Below are 17,310 nucleotides of genomic sequence, written 5' to 3' on the forward strand. Positions count from 1 at the left end.
CGGATCAGCGCGCGCCCTCGGCCCAGAGCAGCACGCGCAGCGTCTGGAGGATGATCAGCACGTCGAGGAAGATCGAATAATTCTTGGTATAATAGAGATCATATTCGAGCTTGTGGCGCGCATCGTCGAGGCTGGCGCCATAGGGATAGTTGATCTGCGCCCAGCCGGTGATCCCCGGCTTCATCATATGCCGTTCGGCATAATAGGGGATCTGATCCTCCAGCTCCGCAACGAACTGGGGCCGTTCGGGGCGCGGGCCGACGAAGCTCATCTCGCCCTTCAGCACGGTCCACACCTGCGGCAGTTCGTCGACGCGGATGAGGCGGATGATCCGGCCTACGCGCGTCACGCGCGCGTCGCCCTTCTGCGCCCAGATCGCGGCGCCGCCCGCCTCGGCATCCTGCCGCATCGATCGCAGCTTGAGGATGGAGAACTCCTTGCCGTAGCGACCGACGCGGATCTGGCGGTAGAAGCTGGGGCCGGGGCTTTCGAGACGGACGATGATCGCGGTGATGGCGATGATCGGCGCGGCGATGATCAGGATCAGCGCCGACACGAAGATGTCGAGCGCGCGCTTCACCACCAGCGACAGCGACCGGCCCGACGAGAAACCGTCCGAGAAGATCAGGGTCGACGGGCGCACCGTATCGAGATCGATCCGGCCGGTATTGCGCTCGAGGAAGTTCGAAATGTCGGTGACGTGGACGCCCGTGGTCTTCACGCGGACCAGATCGTTCACCGGCACCGTGTTGCGCCGCTCATCGAGCGCGACGACCACCTCGCTCGCGTCGAACCGGTCGACCAGGCCGGTGAGGCTGGGCACGTCGGTGCGGCAGATCGCGGTTTCGATCTGCGGGGGCGCATCCTTCATGTCGACCGCGGCGACGATGGTGAAGCCCGATCCAGGGCGCATCGACAGGTCCATCACCCGCTTCGCGCGGTTGCCCGCGCCCAACAGCAGCACGCGCCGCTTGAACGTATCGCCGACCACCCAATTGCCCAGCAAGGCGCGCGCCGAGATCAGCAGGGTGAAGGCGATCAGCACCGCGTAGATCGAATTGGATCGCCACAGGGTGAGTTCGGGCAACAGGAAGAACAGCATCGAGATCAGGATGAGGCCCAGCGAGATCGCGACCATCAGCCGGGCGGCCGCGAAACGCAGCGTCTGCAGCCCTTCGGGCGTATAGACACCGACGCCGATCATCGACGCCTGGATCGCGAAGGCGAAGCTCAACAACTGCGGCACCCGCTCGCCCACCGGGGCGGGCATGCTACCCAGCTGCCGCAGACGAATGAGCCAGCCCGCCTCCGCCGATGCGATCAGGATCGCAAAGTCGATGACGCACAGCAGCAGCACCGCATAAGGCACATAATGTTTGAAAACGCGGATCACGACGCGAACACTAGACGATGTTCCCCCAAACCGATGATGACTATAGCGGCAGCCACATGATGATTCATCTGCTTTAGACGTCCAGATTGCAAACGATGGAGATCCCCATTTCGACGACCCTCATCACGCCGGTGATCCTGTCCGGCGGATCCGGCACGCGGCTGTGGCCGCTGTCGCGGTCGAAGCGACCCAAACAGCTGCTCGCGCTGACGGGAAGCGAGACGATGCTGCAGATGACGGCGGGTCGCTGCGTCGACGGCGGCCGCTTCGGCAAGCCGATCATCGTGACCAATGCCGCCCATGCCGATGATATCGGCGCGCAGCTGACCGCTTCGGGCCAGGCCCCGGCGGCGATCATCACCGAACCCGCCGGGCGCAACACCGCGCCCGCCATCGCGCTGGCCGCGATCGAGGCGCAGCCCGACGCCGCATTGCTGGTGATGCCCAGCGATCATGTGATCCGCGACGTTCCTGCCTTCCATGCCGCGATCGAGCATGCACTGCCGCTGGTCGCCGAAGGCTGGCTCGTCACCTTCGGCATCACCCCCGACGCGCCCGAGACCGGCTATGGCTATATCCAGCGCGGCGAAGCGATCGCCAACGGCGTCCACCGCGTCGCCGCCTTCGTCGAGAAGCCCGACCGCGCACGCGCCGAGGAATATCTGGCGCGGGGCGACTATAGCTGGAACGGCGGCATCTTCCTGTTCCGCGCCGACGCCTATCTGGCCGCGCTCGAGCGCCATGCGCCGGCAATGGCCGAGGCCGCACGCGCTTCGATGGCGGGCGCATCGCGCGACGGCGTGGTCGTAACACCCGAACGCGAGACCTTCCTGGGGTCGCCATCCGAATCGATCGACTATGCGATCATGGAAAAGGACGATCGCGTCGCCGTGGTCCCGGTCGAAATGGGCTGGTCCGACGTCGGCAGCTGGGATGCGCTGCACGGGCTGGGCGACGATGACGGCGCCGGCAACGTCATCCACGGCGATGTCGTCGCGATCGACACCTCGCACTGCCTGATCCGCGGCGAAGGCGTCGTGGTGACGACCGTGGGCGTCAAGGATCTGATCGTGGTCGCGACCCGCGACGCCGTGATGATCCTGCCGCGCGGATCGAGCCAGGAGGTCAAGCGCGTCGTCGAACAGCTCAAGGCGCGCGCGCACATCACGCTCGACACGCCGTTTCCGGTGGATTGACCGTTCAAGCTCCTCCCCGGCACGGGGAGGTGGCGCGCCGCAGGCGTGACGGAGGGGGCTGGCCACGGGCGACGCATCTGGCCTCTCGCCCCCTCCACCGCTTCGCGGTCCCCCTCCCCGTTCCGGGGAGGATTTTCAATCGCCCACGAAGCTGAAGGGCGCCATCGCCCGCTCGCGGTCGGAGATCGTCATCGGTCGACCGGCGGGCGGGCGGGCGCGCTGGATGCAGTCGGCGCGCAGGCATTGGCGGCAGCCAAGCCCGATCGGCTCGGCGGGTGCCGCGCCCAGATCGAGGCCGCGGGCATGGGCCAGCGTGCCCGCCTGCGCCGCCGACAGGCCCAGCGCCACGACAAACTCTGCGGTGGGCGCGCCGACGCTGCCCGCTTGGCGCCGTACCGCGCTCGCCAGCGTCACCCAGCGGGCGGCGTCCTCCAGTTCTGCGAGAGTCACGACGATTTCGCCGGGCCGATCGAAGGCGCGGTGGATGCCCCAGACCGGGCAACGCTGCGCGCCTTCGACGAGCGGTGACGCGCTGGCGCCCGCATAGCGCTTGGACGCCTGCCCCGCCCGATCGATCCGCAGCATGAAGAAAGGAAGGCCGCGCGCGCCCACGCGCTGGAGCGATGTCAGCCGGTGCGCGACCTGTTCGAAGCTCGCGCCGAAGCGGCGCTGGAGCAGTTCGACGTCATAGCCGCTCGCCTCGCAGGCGCGCAGGAAGCGGCCATAAGGCATCATCAGGGCGGCCGCGAAATAGGCGGTGACGTGGCGGCGATAGAGCCGCTCCGCCGCGCGATTGCCGAAGGCCGCGCCCTTCACCAGCCCGGCAATTTCGTTCGCCGCCTCGATCCCTGCGAGATGATAGGCGACCTGAAAGGTCCGCGCCGCCGGATCGAGCATTTCGGACAATTGCAGCTGGCGCGCATGGAGATCGAGCCGGCTCAGCCGATCGGGCAACGTCTCCATCGGCAATATGCGGATCGACAATTGGTGCCGGGTGCGCAGCCGTTCGGAGATCGCGCCGTACAGATCGGCCGATCCCATGCGCAGTTCGTCGGCCAGTTCCTCGGCCGCCACATCGAGATCGGCGAAATGGTTGCGCCAGCGCTCAATCTCGCGTCGGACGGCGAGCATCACCTCGTCGCCCTCGCCCCCGCTCGCCTGCCCGCCCTGCTGCCAGCGATCGAACAGGCGGCTGAACGCCTCGGCCGCGCCCGGCGCATTGTCGATCCACGCCTCCAGTTCGGCGCGGTCGATCGATATGTCGGAAAAGAGCGGATCTGACAGCCGCCGTCGCAACGCCGCCGATCCACCGCCCGGCTCGTCCTGCGCCAGACTGCGCACGTCGAAGTCGAAAAGGTCGGCGAGCTTTAGGATCAGGGTCGCGGTCAGCGGACGGCGATTGCCCTCGATCAGCGCGAGATAGCTGTCCGAAATGCCCAGCCGCTCGGCCATCGCCGTCTGCGTGAGCGCCTGTTCGCGCCGCAACCGGCGGATGCGCGGCCCTGCGAAGATGCCTGCCTTTTCCATGTAAGGAACTTTACATATCGTCAGGTGACTTTTCAATCGGCCTTACATTGGCACATCTTTTTCGCCGCATGGCAGGCCGCCTTTGCCAATGTCGCCGGTTATCTCCTCACCCATGAGGCGCCACATGGCGTCATGCATATAGGAGATTGAAATGCCCCAGCCCGCCCAGGCCCGCCCCGTGTTCTCGACCGAGGATTTCGCGCTGCTCAAGCAGGCGGTTGCCCATTATGCGCGCGAAATTCAGGACAAGCCCGAATCGTCGAAGTTCACCAACCTCTATCATCGCCTCGGCCGCCTCGGCTGATCGATCGCCACAGCCGGCGGGCACTTGCCCGCCGGCCTTTTCTGCGTCACAGCTTGTTCGAGGGCATGCCCGAACGGATGAGGGACTGACGGTGAGTGAACCGCCTGCGGGCACACGCGTGCTGATCGTCGAGGATGACGCGATCATCGCGATGACGGCCGAAGACATGCTCGACGAGCTCGGCTGCGTCACGGCCGCAACCGCCGCGACTCTGACCGAAGCGCTCGCACGCGCCGAGGATACCGATTTCGACATCGCGCTGCTCGACCTCAATCTGAAGGACGAATCGAGCCTGCCCGTCGCCGCCCTGCTGCGCGACAAGGGCAAGCCGTTCCTGTTCGCGACCGGCTATGACGGGCTGCCCGCCGACAGCGGATTCGTCGGATCGCCGCTGGTCGCCAAGCCTTACAGACTGTCGCAGCTTGGCGAGGCGATCGCCGGGGCGCTGGCCTAACCGCTTTTCCCCAGCTTTCTGGCACGCGCCATCATAAGCGCGTTGACTCCGCACTGCACCATAGCCAAGCGTAGGGACGTCGCCGCCGGGCAACCGGCGGATGGCCATGCGGGAGAGTGCGCCGGGCAACCGGAGCCGCCGAAGGAGCAACCGCCCCGGAATCTCTCAGGTCAAAGGACCGCATGGACATAGCGACGCTCTGGAAAGCGGGCGGCTGTGCCGTCCCACCGAAGGGGTAAGCCGGTCCTTCCGGCGAAAGCTCTCAGGTTCCGTGACAGAGGGGGCGACGGTTTCGAAAGGCGGATTCCGCCTGCCGCGCCGTCGTCACTGCACGGAGGCCCAATATGAGCGACGAAGAACCAGCAGACATCATCCAGACCCTGCCGCTGGACGACTGGCACCGCGAACGCGGCGCCCGCATGGTGCCCTTCGCGGGCTATCACATGCCGATCCAATATGAAGGCATCATGCCCGAACATCTTTGGACACGCGAAAGTGCGGGCCTGTTCGATGTCTCGCACATGGGCCAACTGTTCCTGACGGGCGACGGGCTCGACGCCGCGCTCGAAGCCGTGCTGCCCAGCGACGTGAGCGGGCTGACCGAAGGCCGCCAGCGTTATTCGCTGCTGCTCGATGAGAATGGCGGGATCCTCGACGACCTGATGTTCAGCCGTTTTCCGGGCGGCATCTACATGGTCGTCAACGGTGCGACCAAGTGGGACGACATCGCCCACCTGCACGAGGCGCTGCCCGAAGAGATCAATATCAACCATCTCGACGAGCGCGCGCTGATCGCGCTGCAGGGGCCGAAGGCGGTCGACGCACTGAGCCGCCTCGCGCCCGGCGTCGAAAAGCTGGTGTTCATGACCTGCGGCAAGTTCGATCTGGCGGGCACGGAAGCGTGGATCAGCCGATCGGGCTATACGGGCGAAGACGGCTACGAAATCTCGGTCCAGGCCGAAGAGGCCGAGCGGGTCGCCGACATGCTCTGCGCCGAACCCGAGGTGAAGCCGATTGGTCTCGGCGCACGCGATTCGCTGCGGCTCGAGGCGGGGCTGCCGCTCTACGGGCACGATCTCGATACCGCGATCGACCCCGCAATGGCCGGCCTCGGCTTCGCCATCCCCAAGCGCCGCCGCACCGAAGGCGGCTTTCCGGGCGCCACGACCGTTATCAAGCATCTGGCCGAAGGCGCGCCCACGAAGCGCGTCGGCCTGAAGCTCGCCGGCCGCCAGCCCGCGCGCGAAGGCGCGGAAATCTATGCGGGCGACATGCTCGTCGGAAAGGTGACGTCGGGCGGGTTCAGCCCCAGCCTGCAGGCGCCGATCGCGATGGGCTTCGTCACCGCCGCGCATGCCGCCACCGACACCGCATTGCAGATCGACGTCCGGGGCAAAAGGCTCGACGCCATTGTCGTGCCCATGCCCTTCGTCCCCCATCGCTACGTCAGAGGGAGCTGACCCATGTCCATTTTCTACACCGAAGAGCATGAGTGGATCGCCGTCGAGGGTGGCAGCGCCACCGTCGGCATCACCGATTATGCGCAGGCCCAGCTGGGCGACATCGTGTTCGTCGAACTGCCCGCATCGGGCCGCGAGCTCAGCAAGGGCGGCGACGCCGCAGTCGTCGAATCGGTCAAGGCCGCATCGGACGTCTATTCGCCCGTCACCGGCCAGGTGACCGAGGCGAACAGTGCGCTGGAGGAAGATCCCTCGCTGGTGAACAGCGCGCCCGAAGGCGATGGCTGGTTCTTCAAGCTCACCCTCGCCGATCCGGCCGAGCTCGAAGGTCTGATGGACGCCGCCCAGTACAAGGCCTTCTGCGACGGGCTCTGATTGAACTCCCCTCCCTGCCAAGGGAGGGGTTGGGGGTGGGTGGCGCAGCGTCAGCGGAGCCTTCCCACCTCACCGCACAAGCTACGCCAGAGGCATCGAGCCTCTGGCTCCGCGACCCACCCCCGACCCCTCCCTGTCAGGGAGGGGTGAAGGAGCGAAAGATGCGCTACCTGCCCCTTACCGAAGCCGACCGGAGCGCGATGCTCGGCGTGATCGGCGCGAAGTCGATCGACGATCTGTTCGTCGATGTGCCCGCCGAGGCGCGGCTGTCCGGCCCGATCGCCGGCCTGCCGCTCCATGCGTCCGAAATCGCGGTCGAACGGCACATGACCGCGCTGGCGACCAAAAACCTGTCGGCGGGGGCAGCGCCCTTCTTCCTGGGCTGCGGCGCCTATCGCCACCATGTGCCGGCGAGCGTCGATCACATCATCCAGCGCGGCGAGTTCCTGACCAGCTACACGCCCTATCAGCCCGAAATCGCGCAGGGCACGCTGCAGGTGATGTTCGAGTTTCAGTCGCAGATCGCACGGCTGCTCGGCTGCGATGTCGCCAACGCATCGATGTATGACGGGTCGACCGCCTGCTGGGAGGCGATCACGATGGCCCGCCGCGTGACCAAGCGCGCCAAGGCGATCCTGTCGGGCGGCCTGCACCCACATTATGTCTCGGTCGCCAACACGATGGCCAAATATACGGGCGACCAGCTGGCGACTTCGCTGCCGACGTTCAGCCCGACCCCGGACACCGACGATCTGATCGCGCAGATCGACGACGATACGTCGTGCGTCGTCGTCCAATATCCCGACATCCTCGGCCGCATCGCCGATCTCTCCAAGCTCGCCGAAGCCGCGCACGCCAAGAAGGCGCTGCTGATCGCGGTCGTGACCGAGCCGGTGGCGCTGGGCGCGATCAAGTCGCCGGGCGAAATGGGCGCGGACATCGTCGTCGGCGAAGGCCAGTCGCTCGGCGTCGGCCTGCAGTTCGGCGGGCCCTATGTCGGCCTGTTCGCCTGTTCCGAAAAGCTGGTGCGCCAGATGCCGGGGCGCCTGTGCGGCCAGACGGTCGACGCCGAGGGCAAGCGCGGCTTCGTGCTGACGCTTTCGACCCGCGAGCAGCATATCCGCCGCGAAAAGGCGACGTCGAACATCTGCACCAGTTCGGTGCTGTGCGCGCTCGCCATGTCGGTCCACATGACTCTGCTGGGCGAAAAGGGGCTGCGCGATCTGGCGGCGATCAACCATGCCGGCGCATCGGCCGCTGCCGATCGGCTGGCGCAGGTGAAGGGGGTCGATCTGATCACCCCCACCTTCTTCAACGAGTTCACGCTGAAGCTGTCGAAGGAAGCGCGCCCGATCGTCCGCACACTGGCGGACAAGGGAATTCTGGCGGGCGTGTCGCTCGGCCGCCTCTATCCGGGCGTCGACGATCTCGCCAACGGCCTCGTCGTCGCGGTCACCGAAACCACCACCCCGGAGGACGTCGAAACCCTTGCCTCCGCGCTTGAGGAGGTGCTGGCATGAGCAATCTCAATCCGTCGGGCTGGCGCCCCACCACGCCGCAGGCTTCGGGCGCGGCAGGCGACGACGTGACCTTCACCGGCAATCGCGCGCTGATGCTCGAAGAGGCTCTGATCTTCGAAATCGGATCGACCGAGACGACCGGCGTCGATTTCGGCACCGCGCCCAAGGCGACCTCGCGCCTCGGCGGGCTGGAGCGCGGCGACACGATCGGGCTTCCGGGCCTGTCGGAGCCCGAGACGGTGCGTCATTACACCCGCCTCAGCCGCCAGAATTATGCGATCGACCTGGGCCTGTTCCCGCTCGGCAGCTGCACGATGAAGCACAATCCGCGCCTGAACGAGAAGATGGCGCGCCTGCCCGGCTTCGCCGACATCCACCCGCTCCAGCCGGTCGACACGGTGCAGGGCGCGCTGGGCGTCATCAACGAACTGGCGCAGTGGCTGATCACGCTGACCGGGATGCACGGCGTCGCGATGACGCCGAAGGCCGGCGCGCATGGCGAACTGTGCGGCATCCTGTGCATCAAGGCCGCGCTGGAAGCGCGCGGCGAGGATCGGCGCATCCTGCTCGTCCCCACCAGCGCGCACGGCACCAACCCCGCCACCGCCGCCTTCGCCGGCTTCACGGTGGAGGACATTCCCGCGACTCCTGACGGTCGCGTCGATCTGGAGGCGCTCAAGGCGCGGCTGGGGCCGGATGTCGCGGGTGTGATGATCACCAACCCCAACACCTGCGGCCTGTTCGAACGCGACATGAAGGCGATTTCGGACGCGGTCCACGCGGCAGGCGGCTACGTCTATTGCGACGGCGCGAACTTCAACGCGATCGTCGGCCGGGTCCGCCCCGGCGACCTCGGCATCGACGCGATGCACATCAACCTGCACAAGACCTTCTCGACTCCGCATGGCGGCGGCGGCCCCGGCTCCGGCCCGGTCGTGCTGTCCGAGGCCTTGTCGCCCTACGGCCCGCTGCCCTTCACCGAGCTGTATGCCGACGGGCACATCACGCTGGTCGAGGAAGAGACGGTCGGCGATCGCCATCCGCACACCTTCGGCCGCATGACCGCCTTCCAGGGTCAGATGGGCATGTTCACCCGCGCGCTGACCTACATCCTCAGCCACGGCGCGGACGGTCTGCGCCAGGTAGCCGAGGATTCGGTGCTCAACGCCAATTACGTGCTGCGCGCGATGGAGGACGTGCTCGACGCGCCCTTCGCCAAGTTCGGCCCGTGCATGCACGAAGCGATCTTCAGCGATAAGGGCCTGCCCGAGGGCTTCTCGACGATCGACATCGCCAAGGGGCTGATCGACGAGGGCTTCCACCCGATGACGGTCTATTTCCCGCTGGTCGTCCACGGCGCCATGCTGGTCGAGCCGACCGAGACCGAGAGCAAGGCGACGCTCGACCAGTTCATCGGCGCGCTCCGTTCGATCGCCAACCGCGCCAAGCAGGGCGATCCCGCGCTCAAGGCCGCCCCTGCCCTCGCCCCGCGCCGCCGCCTCGACGAGACGGCCGCCGCGCGCAAGCCGGTGCTGGTGTGGAAGGATGCCGCACTGGCGCAGGCGGCGGAGTAAAGACTACACCCACCGTCATCCCCGCGCAGGCGGGGGTGACGGTGAGGGAAGGACAAGAATGGCGCTCAACATCCCGCAAGCAAGCTCTACCGATCCGTTGCCCGAAGAGGAGCACGGATCGGCCGGGCCGGGCACTGCCTCGCTCGCTTATTTCGTCTTCGCGCTGTTCTTCATCTTCGGTGGCATCACCAGCCTGAACGACGTGATTATCCCCAAGCTGAAGGGGCTGTTCACGCTGACCTATGGGCAGGCGATGCTCGTCCAGTCGGCTTATTTCGCCGCCTATTTCATCGTCTCGATCCCCGCCGCGCTGATCGTGCGCCGGATCGGCTATATGCGTGGCGCGGTGGTCGGGCTGCTGACGATGATGGCGGGGTGCCTGCTGTTCGTGCCGGCATCCTCCTCCGGCCGCTTCGCGATGTTCCTCGGTGCCTTGTTCGTGCTGGCGAGCGGCGTGACGATCGTCCAGGTCGTCGCCAATCCCTTGATCTCGATGCTCGGCAATCCGCGCACCGCGCACAGCCGCCTCACCTTCGCGCAGGCATTCAACTCGCTCGGCACCACGCTCTTTCCCTATTTCGGATCGATCCTCATTCTCGGTTCGATAGCCAGAATAGAAGCCGATGCCGGTCCAGCTTATGCCCTCGATGCCCATATGTCAGCTGAATCTCACGTCATTGTCGTTGCCTATCTCGGCATCGCTCTCGCACTCGTAGTCATCGCCGCGCTCGTATGGATGCAGCGGAACAAGCTGCGCGAGGCGCGCGCCGATCATGTCTCGATCCTCGGATCGTTTGACCTATTGAAGCGCCCGCGTTTCGCCTTCGGGGTGCTCGGCATCTTCGTCTATGTCGGCGCCGAGGTCGCGATCGGATCGCTGCTGGTCAACTTCCTGATGCAGCCCGACGTGCTGGGCCTCGCCGAAGTCGATGCGGGCAAGCATGTCCCCTTCTACTGGGGCGGCGCGATGGTCGGGCGCTTCGCGGGCGCCTGGTTCCTGCGCCGCTTCGCACCGGGCAAGGTGCTGGCGACCGTCGCGATCGCCGCGCTGCTGCTGCTCGCAGTCGCGGCCGAGACGACGGGCGCCGCCTCTGGCTGGGCGCTGCTCGCGGTCGGCCTGGCTAATGCAATCATGTTCCCGACCATTTTCAGCCTCGCCTGCGAAGGGCTGGGCGATCGCGCGGCCGAAGGATCGGGCCTGATCTGCATGGCGATCGTCGGCGGGGCGATCGTGCCGTGGGTGACGGGGCATATGGCCGACGCGACCGGCCTGCACGCCGCGCTCATTATTCCGGCGATCTGTTACGCCGCGATCCTCGCCTTCGGCCTCTACGCGCGGCGTTCGCTCATCGGCTGATGTTGCGGCGCAGCGCGCGTCGTGAGATGGCGTCGCGATGGCAACGCCCCCGCCCGTTCCGCACAGCCCCGCCGAGGATGGCTATGCCATCCTGATCGGCACGTCGTTCATCACGCTGGGGCTGATCTGCCTGAACAAGGCCGGGCTGGTGACGGGCGGGATCGCCGGGATCGCCTTGCTCGTCTCCTATGTTCTGCCCGTTCCCGCGGGGATCGTGCTGACCGTCCTCAACCTGCCCTTCTTCCTGCTCGCCTGGCGCGTGCTGGGGCGCGAGTTCACGATCAAGACGATCATCGCCAACGTGACGATCAGCGTGATGGCGCTGCTGGCGCCCCACGTCCTCAGCTTCGCGCAACTCGATCCTCTGTTCGCGGCCTTGTTCGGCGGGACGATCGCGGGGATGGGCGTCCTCGCCCTCGCCCGCCACGGCGCAGGCGTCGGCGGCATCGGTGTCCTCGCCATGTGGCTGCAGAAGCGCGAAGGCTGGAACATGGGCCGCACCCAGCTCGCCTGCGACGCGATCATCCTGCTCGCCGCAATCCCGGTGATGGCGAACGCGACCCAATGGCTCTTGTCGGTCGCCAGCGCCGCCGCGATCGCCGGGGTGCTGATGGTCAACCACCGCCCCGGCCGATATGCGGGCTATTAGAGCTTAAAGAGCTTGGCCGCGTTCTCGTAGAGGAACTTCGGCCACACCGCGTCCGTGAACGGCACGCGGGGCAATTCGTCGAAGATGCGTTCCATCTTCAAACCGGCCGAATAGCCCGAATACATGATCTTATCCGCGCCGCGCGTGTTCGCATAATCGATGATCGATTTGGGATAGTGCTTCGGCGCGAAGGCCGAGGTCGAATAATAGAGGTTCGGATATTTCAGCATCAGCTTGACGGCCAGATCCTGCCACGGCTCCGCCCCGTGCCGCATCACGAATTTGAGTTCGGGGAAGAACCAGCACACCTCGTCGATCAGTTCGACCCGCTGGCACGCCAGCGGCACGCGCGGGCCGGGCACGCCGACATTGATGAAGATCGGCAGATCCTTTTCGCAACAGAAGGCGTAGATCGGCCACATCCGCCGATCGTCGATCGGCACCTGCGGCACGCAACCGGCCGGGAACACCCCCACCCCGTCGATCCGATAGTCGCGATGCCATTCGCGCAGCAGATCATAGGTCTCCATGCCGCCATTGGGATCGACATGCGCGCAGAACAGGAAACGATCGCGATGCTTCGCCTGGATCGTCTGCCAGTCGGGATCGGCAGGGTTCACGCCGGTAAAGGCGCGCTCGATATTGTAGCGGTCCATCACGTTCAGCAGCCAGCCGATGCGATCGGTGACGCCGTCATGATCGGGTACGTCCTTGAACATATACTGCGCCGGGAAATCGAACGCGCTCAGGCTCTCCTTGTCGCGGAGCAGCGGCTTGAAGCTGTCATACACGCCCTTGTTGTTCGACGGCAGCGACAGCATCAGATCGATGATCTTCTGATCGGTCGGGAATCCCATCCTCGGCATCCTTTTTATAGCGCATTATAAAAGAGGTTTTTGCCGAGTTCGGGGCAGACATCAACGATGGATTACGCGGTACCGGAACCGCGCAAATATGATGCGTTCTAACGTCGCGCCTCGGTCGCCATGCGGATGGCGAGGCCGGTCAGGACGAAGCCCATCAGATAACGCTGGAACGCCGCCCAGCCGGGGCGAGTGGCGAGAAACAAGGCGATCGAACCCGCCGCCAGTGCGATCATCGCGTTGACCGCCACGCTCACCACGATCTGCGTGGTGCCCAGCACGAAGGACTGCGCGAGGATGTGTCCGCGCTCGGGATCGATGAACTGGGGCAGCAGCGACAGATAGAGCATCGCCACCTTGGGATTGAGCAGGCTTGTCATCAGCCCCATCAGGAACAGCTTGCGCGGCCCGTCGACCGGCAGATCCCTGACCTGAAACGGCGAGCTCCCACCGGGCCGCACCGCTTGCCACGCCATCCACAGCAGATAGAGCGCGCCGCCGGAGCGCAGCACGTCATAGGCGAAGGGCACCGCCATCATCAGCGCGCTGATCCCGAACGCCGCCATCGACATATAGAGCACGAAGCCGACCGCGACCCCGCCCAGCGACACCAGCCCCGCCTTCGCCCCCTGACAGATCGAGCGCGAGATCAGGTAGATCATGTTCGGCCCCGGCGTCAGCACCATGCCGAGGCAGACAAGCGCGAAGGCGATCCAATGTCCGGTCGATGGCATGAGCAGTCCCCCTTTGAGCGCGATCATGCGGGGGAAGCGGGTAGCGGGAAAGCGGCCTTAGATTGTCATGGGATAATTGTGGCTATCGCCCCCCATCCTCCCCCGCCAGGGGGAGGTGGCGCTGACACCTCCCCCTGGCGGGGGAGGATTGAAAGGTCAGCCCTTCTTGAGGTGCCGCCGTCCCAGCAGTTCCGCGATCTGCACCGCGTTGAGCGCGGCGCCCTTGCGCAGGTTGTCGCTGACGCACCACAGGACCAGGCCGTTCTCGACGGTCGGATCCTCGCGGACGCGGCTGACGAAGGTCGCGAAGTCGCCGACGCATTCGACCGGGGTGACGTATCCGCCATCCTCGCGCTTGTCGACGAGCATCACGCCCGGCGCTTCGCGCAGGATCTTCTGCGCGTCCTCGGCCGACAACTCGTTCTCGAACTCGATGTTGATCGCTTCCGAATGGCCGACGAACACGGGCACGCGAACGCAGGTGGCGACCACCTTCACCTTCGGGTCCATGATCTTCTTGGTTTCGACGACCATCTTCCACTCTTCCTTGGTGAAACCGTCGTCGAGGAACTTGTCGATGTGCGGGATCACGTTGAACGCGATCTGCTTGGTGAACTTCTTGGGCTCGGCCGGATCGCCGACGAAGATGTTACGGCTCTGTTCGAACAGCTCGTCCATGCCCTGCTTGCCCGCGCCCGAAACCGACTGATAGGTCGAAACGACGATGCGCTTGATCTTCGCGGCGTCATGCAGCGGCTTCAATGCCACCACCATCTGCGCGGTCGAGCAGTTCGGGTTCGCGATGATGTTGCGGACCTTGTAGCCGTCGATCGCTTCGGGGTTCACCTCGGGCACGATCAGGGGGACGTCCGGCTCCATCCGGTAGAGCGACGAATTGTCGATCACGGTGCAGCCCGCCGCCGCCGCCTTGGGCGCGTAGATCTTGGTCGCGTCGCTGCCGATGGCGAACAGGGCCATGTCCCAACCCGCCCAGTCGAAATGCTCGATATTCTGGACCTTGAGCATCTTGCCGGTTTCGCCGAACTCGATCTGGTCGCCCTGGCTGCGCGCCGAGGCGAGCACGGCGATCTCGTCGATCGGGAATTCCCGCTCCGCCAGAATGTTGAGCATTTCGCGGCCCACATTGCCCGTGGCTCCGGCGACGACGACACGATAACCCATCAGTTGTTCCTTCGGTGTATCGGCACCCCCGAGGACCGGAGGTGAGGCAGATAAACAAACGGCCGGTCTCCCGAGGGAGCCGGCCGCTTGCGAGGTTTGGTTGTGGAGAGCCTGTCTTAGGCTTCCTGGGCCTCGGCGGCCGGACGGTTGTCGCGACGCTCTGCAATACGCGCCGATTTACCGCGGCGGCCACGCAGATAGTAGAGCTTCGCGCGACGCACGACGCCCTTACGCACGACTTCGATCGAATCGATGTTCGGCGAATAAAGCGGGAAAACGCGCTCGACACCTTCGCCGAACGAGATCTTGCGGACGGTGAACGACGAACCCATGCCCTTGTTGGCGCGGGCGATGCAGACGCCTTCATAAGCCTGAACGCGGGTGCGCTCGCCTTCGACGACCTTCACGCCGACCTTCAGCGTGTCGCCGGGGCGGAATTCGGGAATCTTCTTCGCCGCATTGAACTTGGCAATCTGCTCGGCTTCGAGCTGCTGGATGAGGTTCATGCTCATCGCTCCTTCTTCTGTCGCCGCGCGCCAGAGGGAGACTGAACCCGAGCGCCCTCATGGCGCTCCCAAAGGTCCGGCCTCCTTAGCCTTGTATCGGTCTCGGCCATCGACTTGCGCCATGCCGAAATCCTCGCATGATCCCCAGATCGCAGCACCTCGGGGATCGTGCGCCCTTCCCACTCAGCAGGTCGGGTATAATGCGGATATTCGAGAAGCCCGGTTTCGAAGCTCTCGTCATCACCGCTATCGGGCGCGCCCATTACGCCGGGAAGCAACCGAATGCAAGCATCCAGCAGCGTCAAAGCGGCCATTTCCCCGCCCGAAAGAATATAGTCGCCGATCGACACCAGTTCTATCGGCCGCGCCTCGAACAGACGCTCGTCGATCCCTTCGAACCGACCGCAGAGAATCGTGACGCCGGCGCCGTCCGCAAGCTGGCGAACGCGCTGCTGCGTCAGCGGCGCGCCCCGCGGGCTCATCGCCAGGATCGGCGCGTTCGGCTGCCGCTCCAACGCATGATCCACCGCGCGCGCCAGCACATCCGCCCGCATCACCATCCCCGCCCCGCCCCCGGCCGGCGTATCGTCGACCGAGCGATGCTTGTCGGTCGCGAAATTCCGGATCTGCACCGGATCGCACGCCCACTTCCCTTCCGCGAGTGCCCGACCGGCGAGCGACACGCCGAGCGGACCGGGGAACATCTCGGGGTAGAGGGTGAGGATGGTGGCAGCGAAGGTCATCAGAGCCAATTTTCGATGCGCAGATTGGGGATGTCGGCGAAGTGGCGCTCATTATCGGTAACGAGCGCAAGGTCGAGCGATAATGCGTGCGCCGCGATCAGGCGATCGAAGCTGCCACGCCTGAACGGCAGGCGCGCATAGGCCCGTGCCGCCGCCTCGTCGAACGACAGCAAGGCGACATCGCGAAGGAAGGCGTTGAGCACCTCCATAGGCGGCAATTTACCTTGGGAGCTTCCATAGGCGATTTCGGCGAAGGCGATCGCGGACACAGCCAGATCGCCCTCGTCGCAATCGAGTATGCGCGCCGTCAAACGTGGATGATCACCGGAGAACAGACGGATGCAGATATTCGCATCCAGCAGATATCTCATTTCCGCTCAGCCCAATCCGGCCAGTCAGGATCATCCCATACACGCGGCGAAGCGTCGAACTCGCGCTCCTCGGGCGTCAGCGGCTTGAGCCAGGGCATCTTGCCCATCCAGCCTTCACCACTGATCTTACGCTTAGGCGCGTCGATCGGCGCGAATCTATACTGCCCATGCTCCTCGCGCAGCAGCACCTCGGTCCCTTCCTTGAGACCGAGATCCTTCGGCAGCCTGAGCGCAACCGAATTACCCGACTTGAACACCTTGGCGCGATATTCCTCGGCCACCATCGCCTCCGTATATACGCGATGTATATACTACAACACCCGCCGCGCGACAAGATCGGTGCAGATTGCCAGCAGGGCGCCCGCGATCATCAGCATGACCAGCAGGATTCCCCAGCCGCCGACCGCAAAGGCATCGGCGGTCGCGAACAGGATCACGAACAGCAAGGCCGGCGGCAACACCACCTGCGCCGCAGCCGAAACAAGGCGCAGGCGCGGGGGAAGGCCGCGTTTACGCGTGCCGACGACGCCATAAGCGACGACCGCGAGATATGCGGCCGCCACGAGGCCGAAGACGACGGCTGGATTCATTCGACGAACTCCGGGTCGATCAGCAGGCGATCGGGCTCGATCGTCACCGCGGCGGCGATCGGCACCATGAAACGCTTACCATCGGGCTTTTCGATTTCGATGACGTCGCCCGCACCGAAATCCTCGATCAGGACGGCTGTGCCGACCGTGCGATCCCCCGCGACGCAGGGCAGGCCGATCAGGTCGGCATGATAATATTCGCCCTCCTCCAGCGGGGGGAGGGCCGAACGCGGCACGGTCAGTTCAGTACCGCGCAGCGCCTCGGCGGCATTGCGGTCGGTCACTTCGGCCAGCCGCGCGACCGCCCCGTTCGGGCCGGGGCGAACCGACTTGAGCGTGAAGGCGCGTCCGTTGCCGGTCAGCTTCGGATAGGCCTTCAGCTCATCGGTGAAGAGCTTCAGCCGCACCTCACCCGTCACGCCATGCGCGCCGATGATGACGGCGAGCGTGAGGGGACGATCGTCAGCCAAACACAATCTCCGGGGACGGGGTGGCGCGGGGCCACCCCGTTA

20 protein-coding genes and 1 riboswitch are annotated in these 17,310 nt (G+C 65.4%); of the genes, 9 read left to right on the forward strand and 11 right to left on the reverse strand.

What is annotated here, in order from left to right; translation table 11 throughout:
- Positions 1-4: 4 nt before the first annotated feature.
- Positions 5-1,393, reverse strand: coding sequence for a TIGR03013 family XrtA/PEP-CTERM system glycosyltransferase (locus tag EOD43_RS20640; RefSeq protein WP_127745945.1), 1,389 nt, complete (start codon positions 1,391-1,393; stop codon positions 5-7).
- Between the two features lie 95 nt (positions 1,394-1,488).
- On the opposite strand from EOD43_RS20640, the gene EOD43_RS20645 reads away from it, so the two are divergent.
- Positions 1,489-2,589: a mannose-1-phosphate guanylyltransferase/mannose-6-phosphate isomerase gene (locus EOD43_RS20645; RefSeq protein ID WP_127745946.1), complete on the forward strand. Its 1,101-nt coding sequence runs from the start codon at positions 1,489-1,491 to the stop codon at positions 2,587-2,589.
- A 135-nt stretch (positions 2,590-2,724) separates the two neighbouring features.
- On the opposite strand, the gene EOD43_RS20650 is transcribed toward EOD43_RS20645, so the two are convergent.
- Positions 2,725-4,116, reverse strand: a complete 1,392-nt coding sequence (locus EOD43_RS20650; protein ID WP_127745947.1) for a helix-turn-helix domain-containing protein — start codon at positions 4,114-4,116, stop codon at positions 2,725-2,727.
- Between the two features lie 151 nt (positions 4,117-4,267).
- Here EOD43_RS20650 and EOD43_RS23840 point away from each other — a divergent pair, with 151 nt between their 5' ends.
- The 8 genes from EOD43_RS23840 to EOD43_RS20685 all read left to right on the forward strand — a co-directional run bounded on the left by EOD43_RS23840 (position 4,268) and on the right by EOD43_RS20685 (position 11,809).
- The gene (locus tag EOD43_RS23840; protein ID WP_164857382.1) at positions 4,268-4,420 is read left to right on the forward strand and encodes a hypothetical protein; all 153 of its coding nucleotides are present in this window, start codon (positions 4,268-4,270) and stop codon (positions 4,418-4,420) included.
- A 91-nt stretch (positions 4,421-4,511) separates the two neighbouring features.
- Complete coding sequence (locus tag EOD43_RS20655) at positions 4,512-4,874, forward strand: response regulator (protein WP_206363614.1); 363 nt, start codon at positions 4,512-4,514, stop codon at positions 4,872-4,874.
- A gap of 99 nt (positions 4,875-4,973) precedes the next feature.
- A riboswitch (glycine riboswitch) is annotated at positions 4,974-5,065 on the forward strand.
- A gap of 153 nt (positions 5,066-5,218) precedes the next feature.
- Positions 5,219-6,334: a glycine cleavage system aminomethyltransferase GcvT gene (gene gcvT / locus EOD43_RS20660; protein ID WP_127745951.1), complete on the forward strand. Its 1,116-nt coding sequence runs from the start codon at positions 5,219-5,221 to the stop codon at positions 6,332-6,334.
- Between the two features lie 3 nt (positions 6,335-6,337).
- Complete coding sequence (gcvH, locus tag EOD43_RS20665) at positions 6,338-6,709, forward strand: glycine cleavage system protein GcvH (protein WP_127745953.1); 372 nt, start codon at positions 6,338-6,340, stop codon at positions 6,707-6,709.
- A gap of 161 nt (positions 6,710-6,870) precedes the next feature.
- Positions 6,871-8,229 carry an aminomethyl-transferring glycine dehydrogenase subunit GcvPA gene (gene gcvPA / locus EOD43_RS20670; protein ID WP_127745955.1) on the forward strand — a complete coding sequence of 453 codons (1,359 nt, stop codon included), beginning with the start codon at positions 6,871-6,873 and terminating at the stop codon, positions 8,227-8,229.
- Positions 8,226-9,803 carry an aminomethyl-transferring glycine dehydrogenase subunit GcvPB gene (gene gcvPB, locus EOD43_RS20675; RefSeq protein ID WP_127745957.1) on the forward strand — a complete coding sequence of 526 codons (1,578 nt, stop codon included), beginning with the start codon at positions 8,226-8,228 and terminating at the stop codon, positions 9,801-9,803. Before gcvPA ends, gcvPB begins: the two co-directional genes overlap by 4 nt.
- Before the next feature lie 58 nt (positions 9,804-9,861).
- A complete protein-coding gene (locus tag EOD43_RS20680) occupies positions 9,862-11,160 on the forward strand; it encodes a sugar MFS transporter (protein WP_127745959.1) in 1,299 nt (432 codons plus the stop codon).
- Between the two features lie 37 nt (positions 11,161-11,197).
- Positions 11,198-11,809: a YitT family protein gene (locus EOD43_RS20685; protein ID WP_127745960.1), complete on the forward strand. Its 612-nt coding sequence runs from the start codon at positions 11,198-11,200 to the stop codon at positions 11,807-11,809.
- Here the strand turns inward: EOD43_RS20685 and EOD43_RS20690 are convergent.
- From EOD43_RS20690 to rimM, 9 genes are all read right to left on the reverse strand, one after another.
- Complete coding sequence (locus tag EOD43_RS20690) at positions 11,806-12,666, reverse strand: amidohydrolase family protein (protein ID WP_127745962.1); 861 nt, start codon at positions 12,664-12,666, stop codon at positions 11,806-11,808. The genes EOD43_RS20685 and EOD43_RS20690 overlap by 4 nt on opposite strands.
- 107 nt (positions 12,667-12,773) lie before the next feature.
- Entirely contained in the window at positions 12,774-13,406 is a 633-nt protein-coding gene (locus tag EOD43_RS20695) for a LysE family translocator (protein ID WP_127746203.1), read from the reverse strand.
- Between the two features lie 156 nt (positions 13,407-13,562).
- A complete protein-coding gene (locus EOD43_RS20700; protein WP_127745964.1) occupies positions 13,563-14,588 on the reverse strand; it encodes an aspartate-semialdehyde dehydrogenase in 1,026 nt (341 codons plus the stop codon).
- 116 nt (positions 14,589-14,704) lie between these two features.
- Positions 14,705-15,094, reverse strand: coding sequence for a 50S ribosomal protein L19 (gene rplS, locus EOD43_RS20705; protein ID WP_127745965.1), 390 nt, complete (start codon positions 15,092-15,094; stop codon positions 14,705-14,707).
- Between the two features lie 2 nt (positions 15,095-15,096).
- Positions 15,097-15,837, reverse strand: a complete 741-nt coding sequence (trmD, locus tag EOD43_RS20710; RefSeq protein ID WP_127745967.1) for a tRNA (guanosine(37)-N1)-methyltransferase TrmD — start codon at positions 15,835-15,837, stop codon at positions 15,097-15,099.
- Positions 15,837-16,208 carry a type II toxin-antitoxin system VapC family toxin gene (locus tag EOD43_RS20715; protein ID WP_127745969.1) on the reverse strand — a complete coding sequence of 124 codons (372 nt, stop codon included), beginning with the start codon at positions 16,206-16,208 and terminating at the stop codon, positions 15,837-15,839. Before EOD43_RS20715 ends, trmD begins: the two co-directional genes overlap by 1 nt.
- Positions 16,205-16,489, reverse strand: a complete 285-nt coding sequence (locus EOD43_RS20720) for an AbrB/MazE/SpoVT family DNA-binding domain-containing protein (protein ID WP_127745971.1) — start codon at positions 16,487-16,489, stop codon at positions 16,205-16,207. Before EOD43_RS20720 ends, EOD43_RS20715 begins: the two co-directional genes overlap by 4 nt.
- A gap of 30 nt (positions 16,490-16,519) precedes the next feature.
- Positions 16,520-16,798, reverse strand: a complete 279-nt coding sequence (locus EOD43_RS20725; RefSeq protein ID WP_127745973.1) for a hypothetical protein — start codon at positions 16,796-16,798, stop codon at positions 16,520-16,522.
- Entirely contained in the window at positions 16,795-17,268 is a 474-nt protein-coding gene (gene rimM, locus EOD43_RS20730; RefSeq protein ID WP_127745975.1) for a ribosome maturation factor RimM, read from the reverse strand. Before rimM ends, EOD43_RS20725 begins: the two co-directional genes overlap by 4 nt.
- Positions 17,269-17,310: the final 42 nt, after the last annotated feature.

Origin of the sequence: Sphingomonas crocodyli, assembly GCF_004005865.1 — a bacterium.
GTDB lineage: Bacteria > Pseudomonadota > Alphaproteobacteria > Sphingomonadales > Sphingomonadaceae > Rhizorhabdus > Rhizorhabdus crocodyli.

Bases quoted from the DNA above. Each gene is read 5' to 3' on its own strand.
- EOD43_RS20715 (WP_127745969.1), bottom strand. From the start codon at position 16,208: ATGAGATATCTGCTGGATGCGAATATCTGCATCCGTCTGTTCTCCGGT.
- gcvPA (WP_127745955.1), top strand. From the start codon at position 6,871: ATGCGCTACCTGCCCCTTACCGAAGCCGACCGGAGCGCGATGCTCGGC.
- trmD (WP_127745967.1), bottom strand. From the start codon at position 15,837: ATGACCTTCGCTGCCACCATCCTCACCCTCTACCCCGAGATGTTCCCC.
- EOD43_RS20695 (WP_127746203.1), bottom strand. From the start codon at position 13,406: ATGCCATCGACCGGACATTGGATCGCCTTCGCGCTTGTCTGCCTCGGC.
- EOD43_RS20645 (WP_127745946.1), top strand. From the start codon at position 1,489: ATGGAGATCCCCATTTCGACGACCCTCATCACGCCGGTGATCCTGTCC.
- gcvT (WP_127745951.1), top strand. From the start codon at position 5,219: ATGAGCGACGAAGAACCAGCAGACATCATCCAGACCCTGCCGCTGGAC.
- EOD43_RS20700 (WP_127745964.1), bottom strand. From the start codon at position 14,588: ATGGGTTATCGTGTCGTCGTCGCCGGAGCCACGGGCAATGTGGGCCGC.
- EOD43_RS23840 (WP_164857382.1), top strand. From the start codon at position 4,268: ATGCCCCAGCCCGCCCAGGCCCGCCCCGTGTTCTCGACCGAGGATTTC.
- gcvPB (WP_127745957.1), top strand. From the start codon at position 8,226: ATGAGCAATCTCAATCCGTCGGGCTGGCGCCCCACCACGCCGCAGGCT.
- EOD43_RS20650 (WP_127745947.1), bottom strand. From the start codon at position 4,116: ATGGAAAAGGCAGGCATCTTCGCAGGGCCGCGCATCCGCCGGTTGCGG.
- EOD43_RS20725 (WP_127745973.1), bottom strand. From the start codon at position 16,798: ATGAATCCAGCCGTCGTCTTCGGCCTCGTGGCGGCCGCATATCTCGCG.
- EOD43_RS20690 (WP_127745962.1), bottom strand. From the start codon at position 12,666: ATGGGATTCCCGACCGATCAGAAGATCATCGATCTGATGCTGTCGCTG.
- EOD43_RS20680 (WP_127745959.1), top strand. From the start codon at position 9,862: ATGGCGCTCAACATCCCGCAAGCAAGCTCTACCGATCCGTTGCCCGAA.
- EOD43_RS20685 (WP_127745960.1), top strand. From the start codon at position 11,198: ATGGCAACGCCCCCGCCCGTTCCGCACAGCCCCGCCGAGGATGGCTAT.
- gcvH (WP_127745953.1), top strand. From the start codon at position 6,338: ATGTCCATTTTCTACACCGAAGAGCATGAGTGGATCGCCGTCGAGGGT.
- rplS (WP_127745965.1), bottom strand. From the start codon at position 15,094: ATGAACCTCATCCAGCAGCTCGAAGCCGAGCAGATTGCCAAGTTCAAT.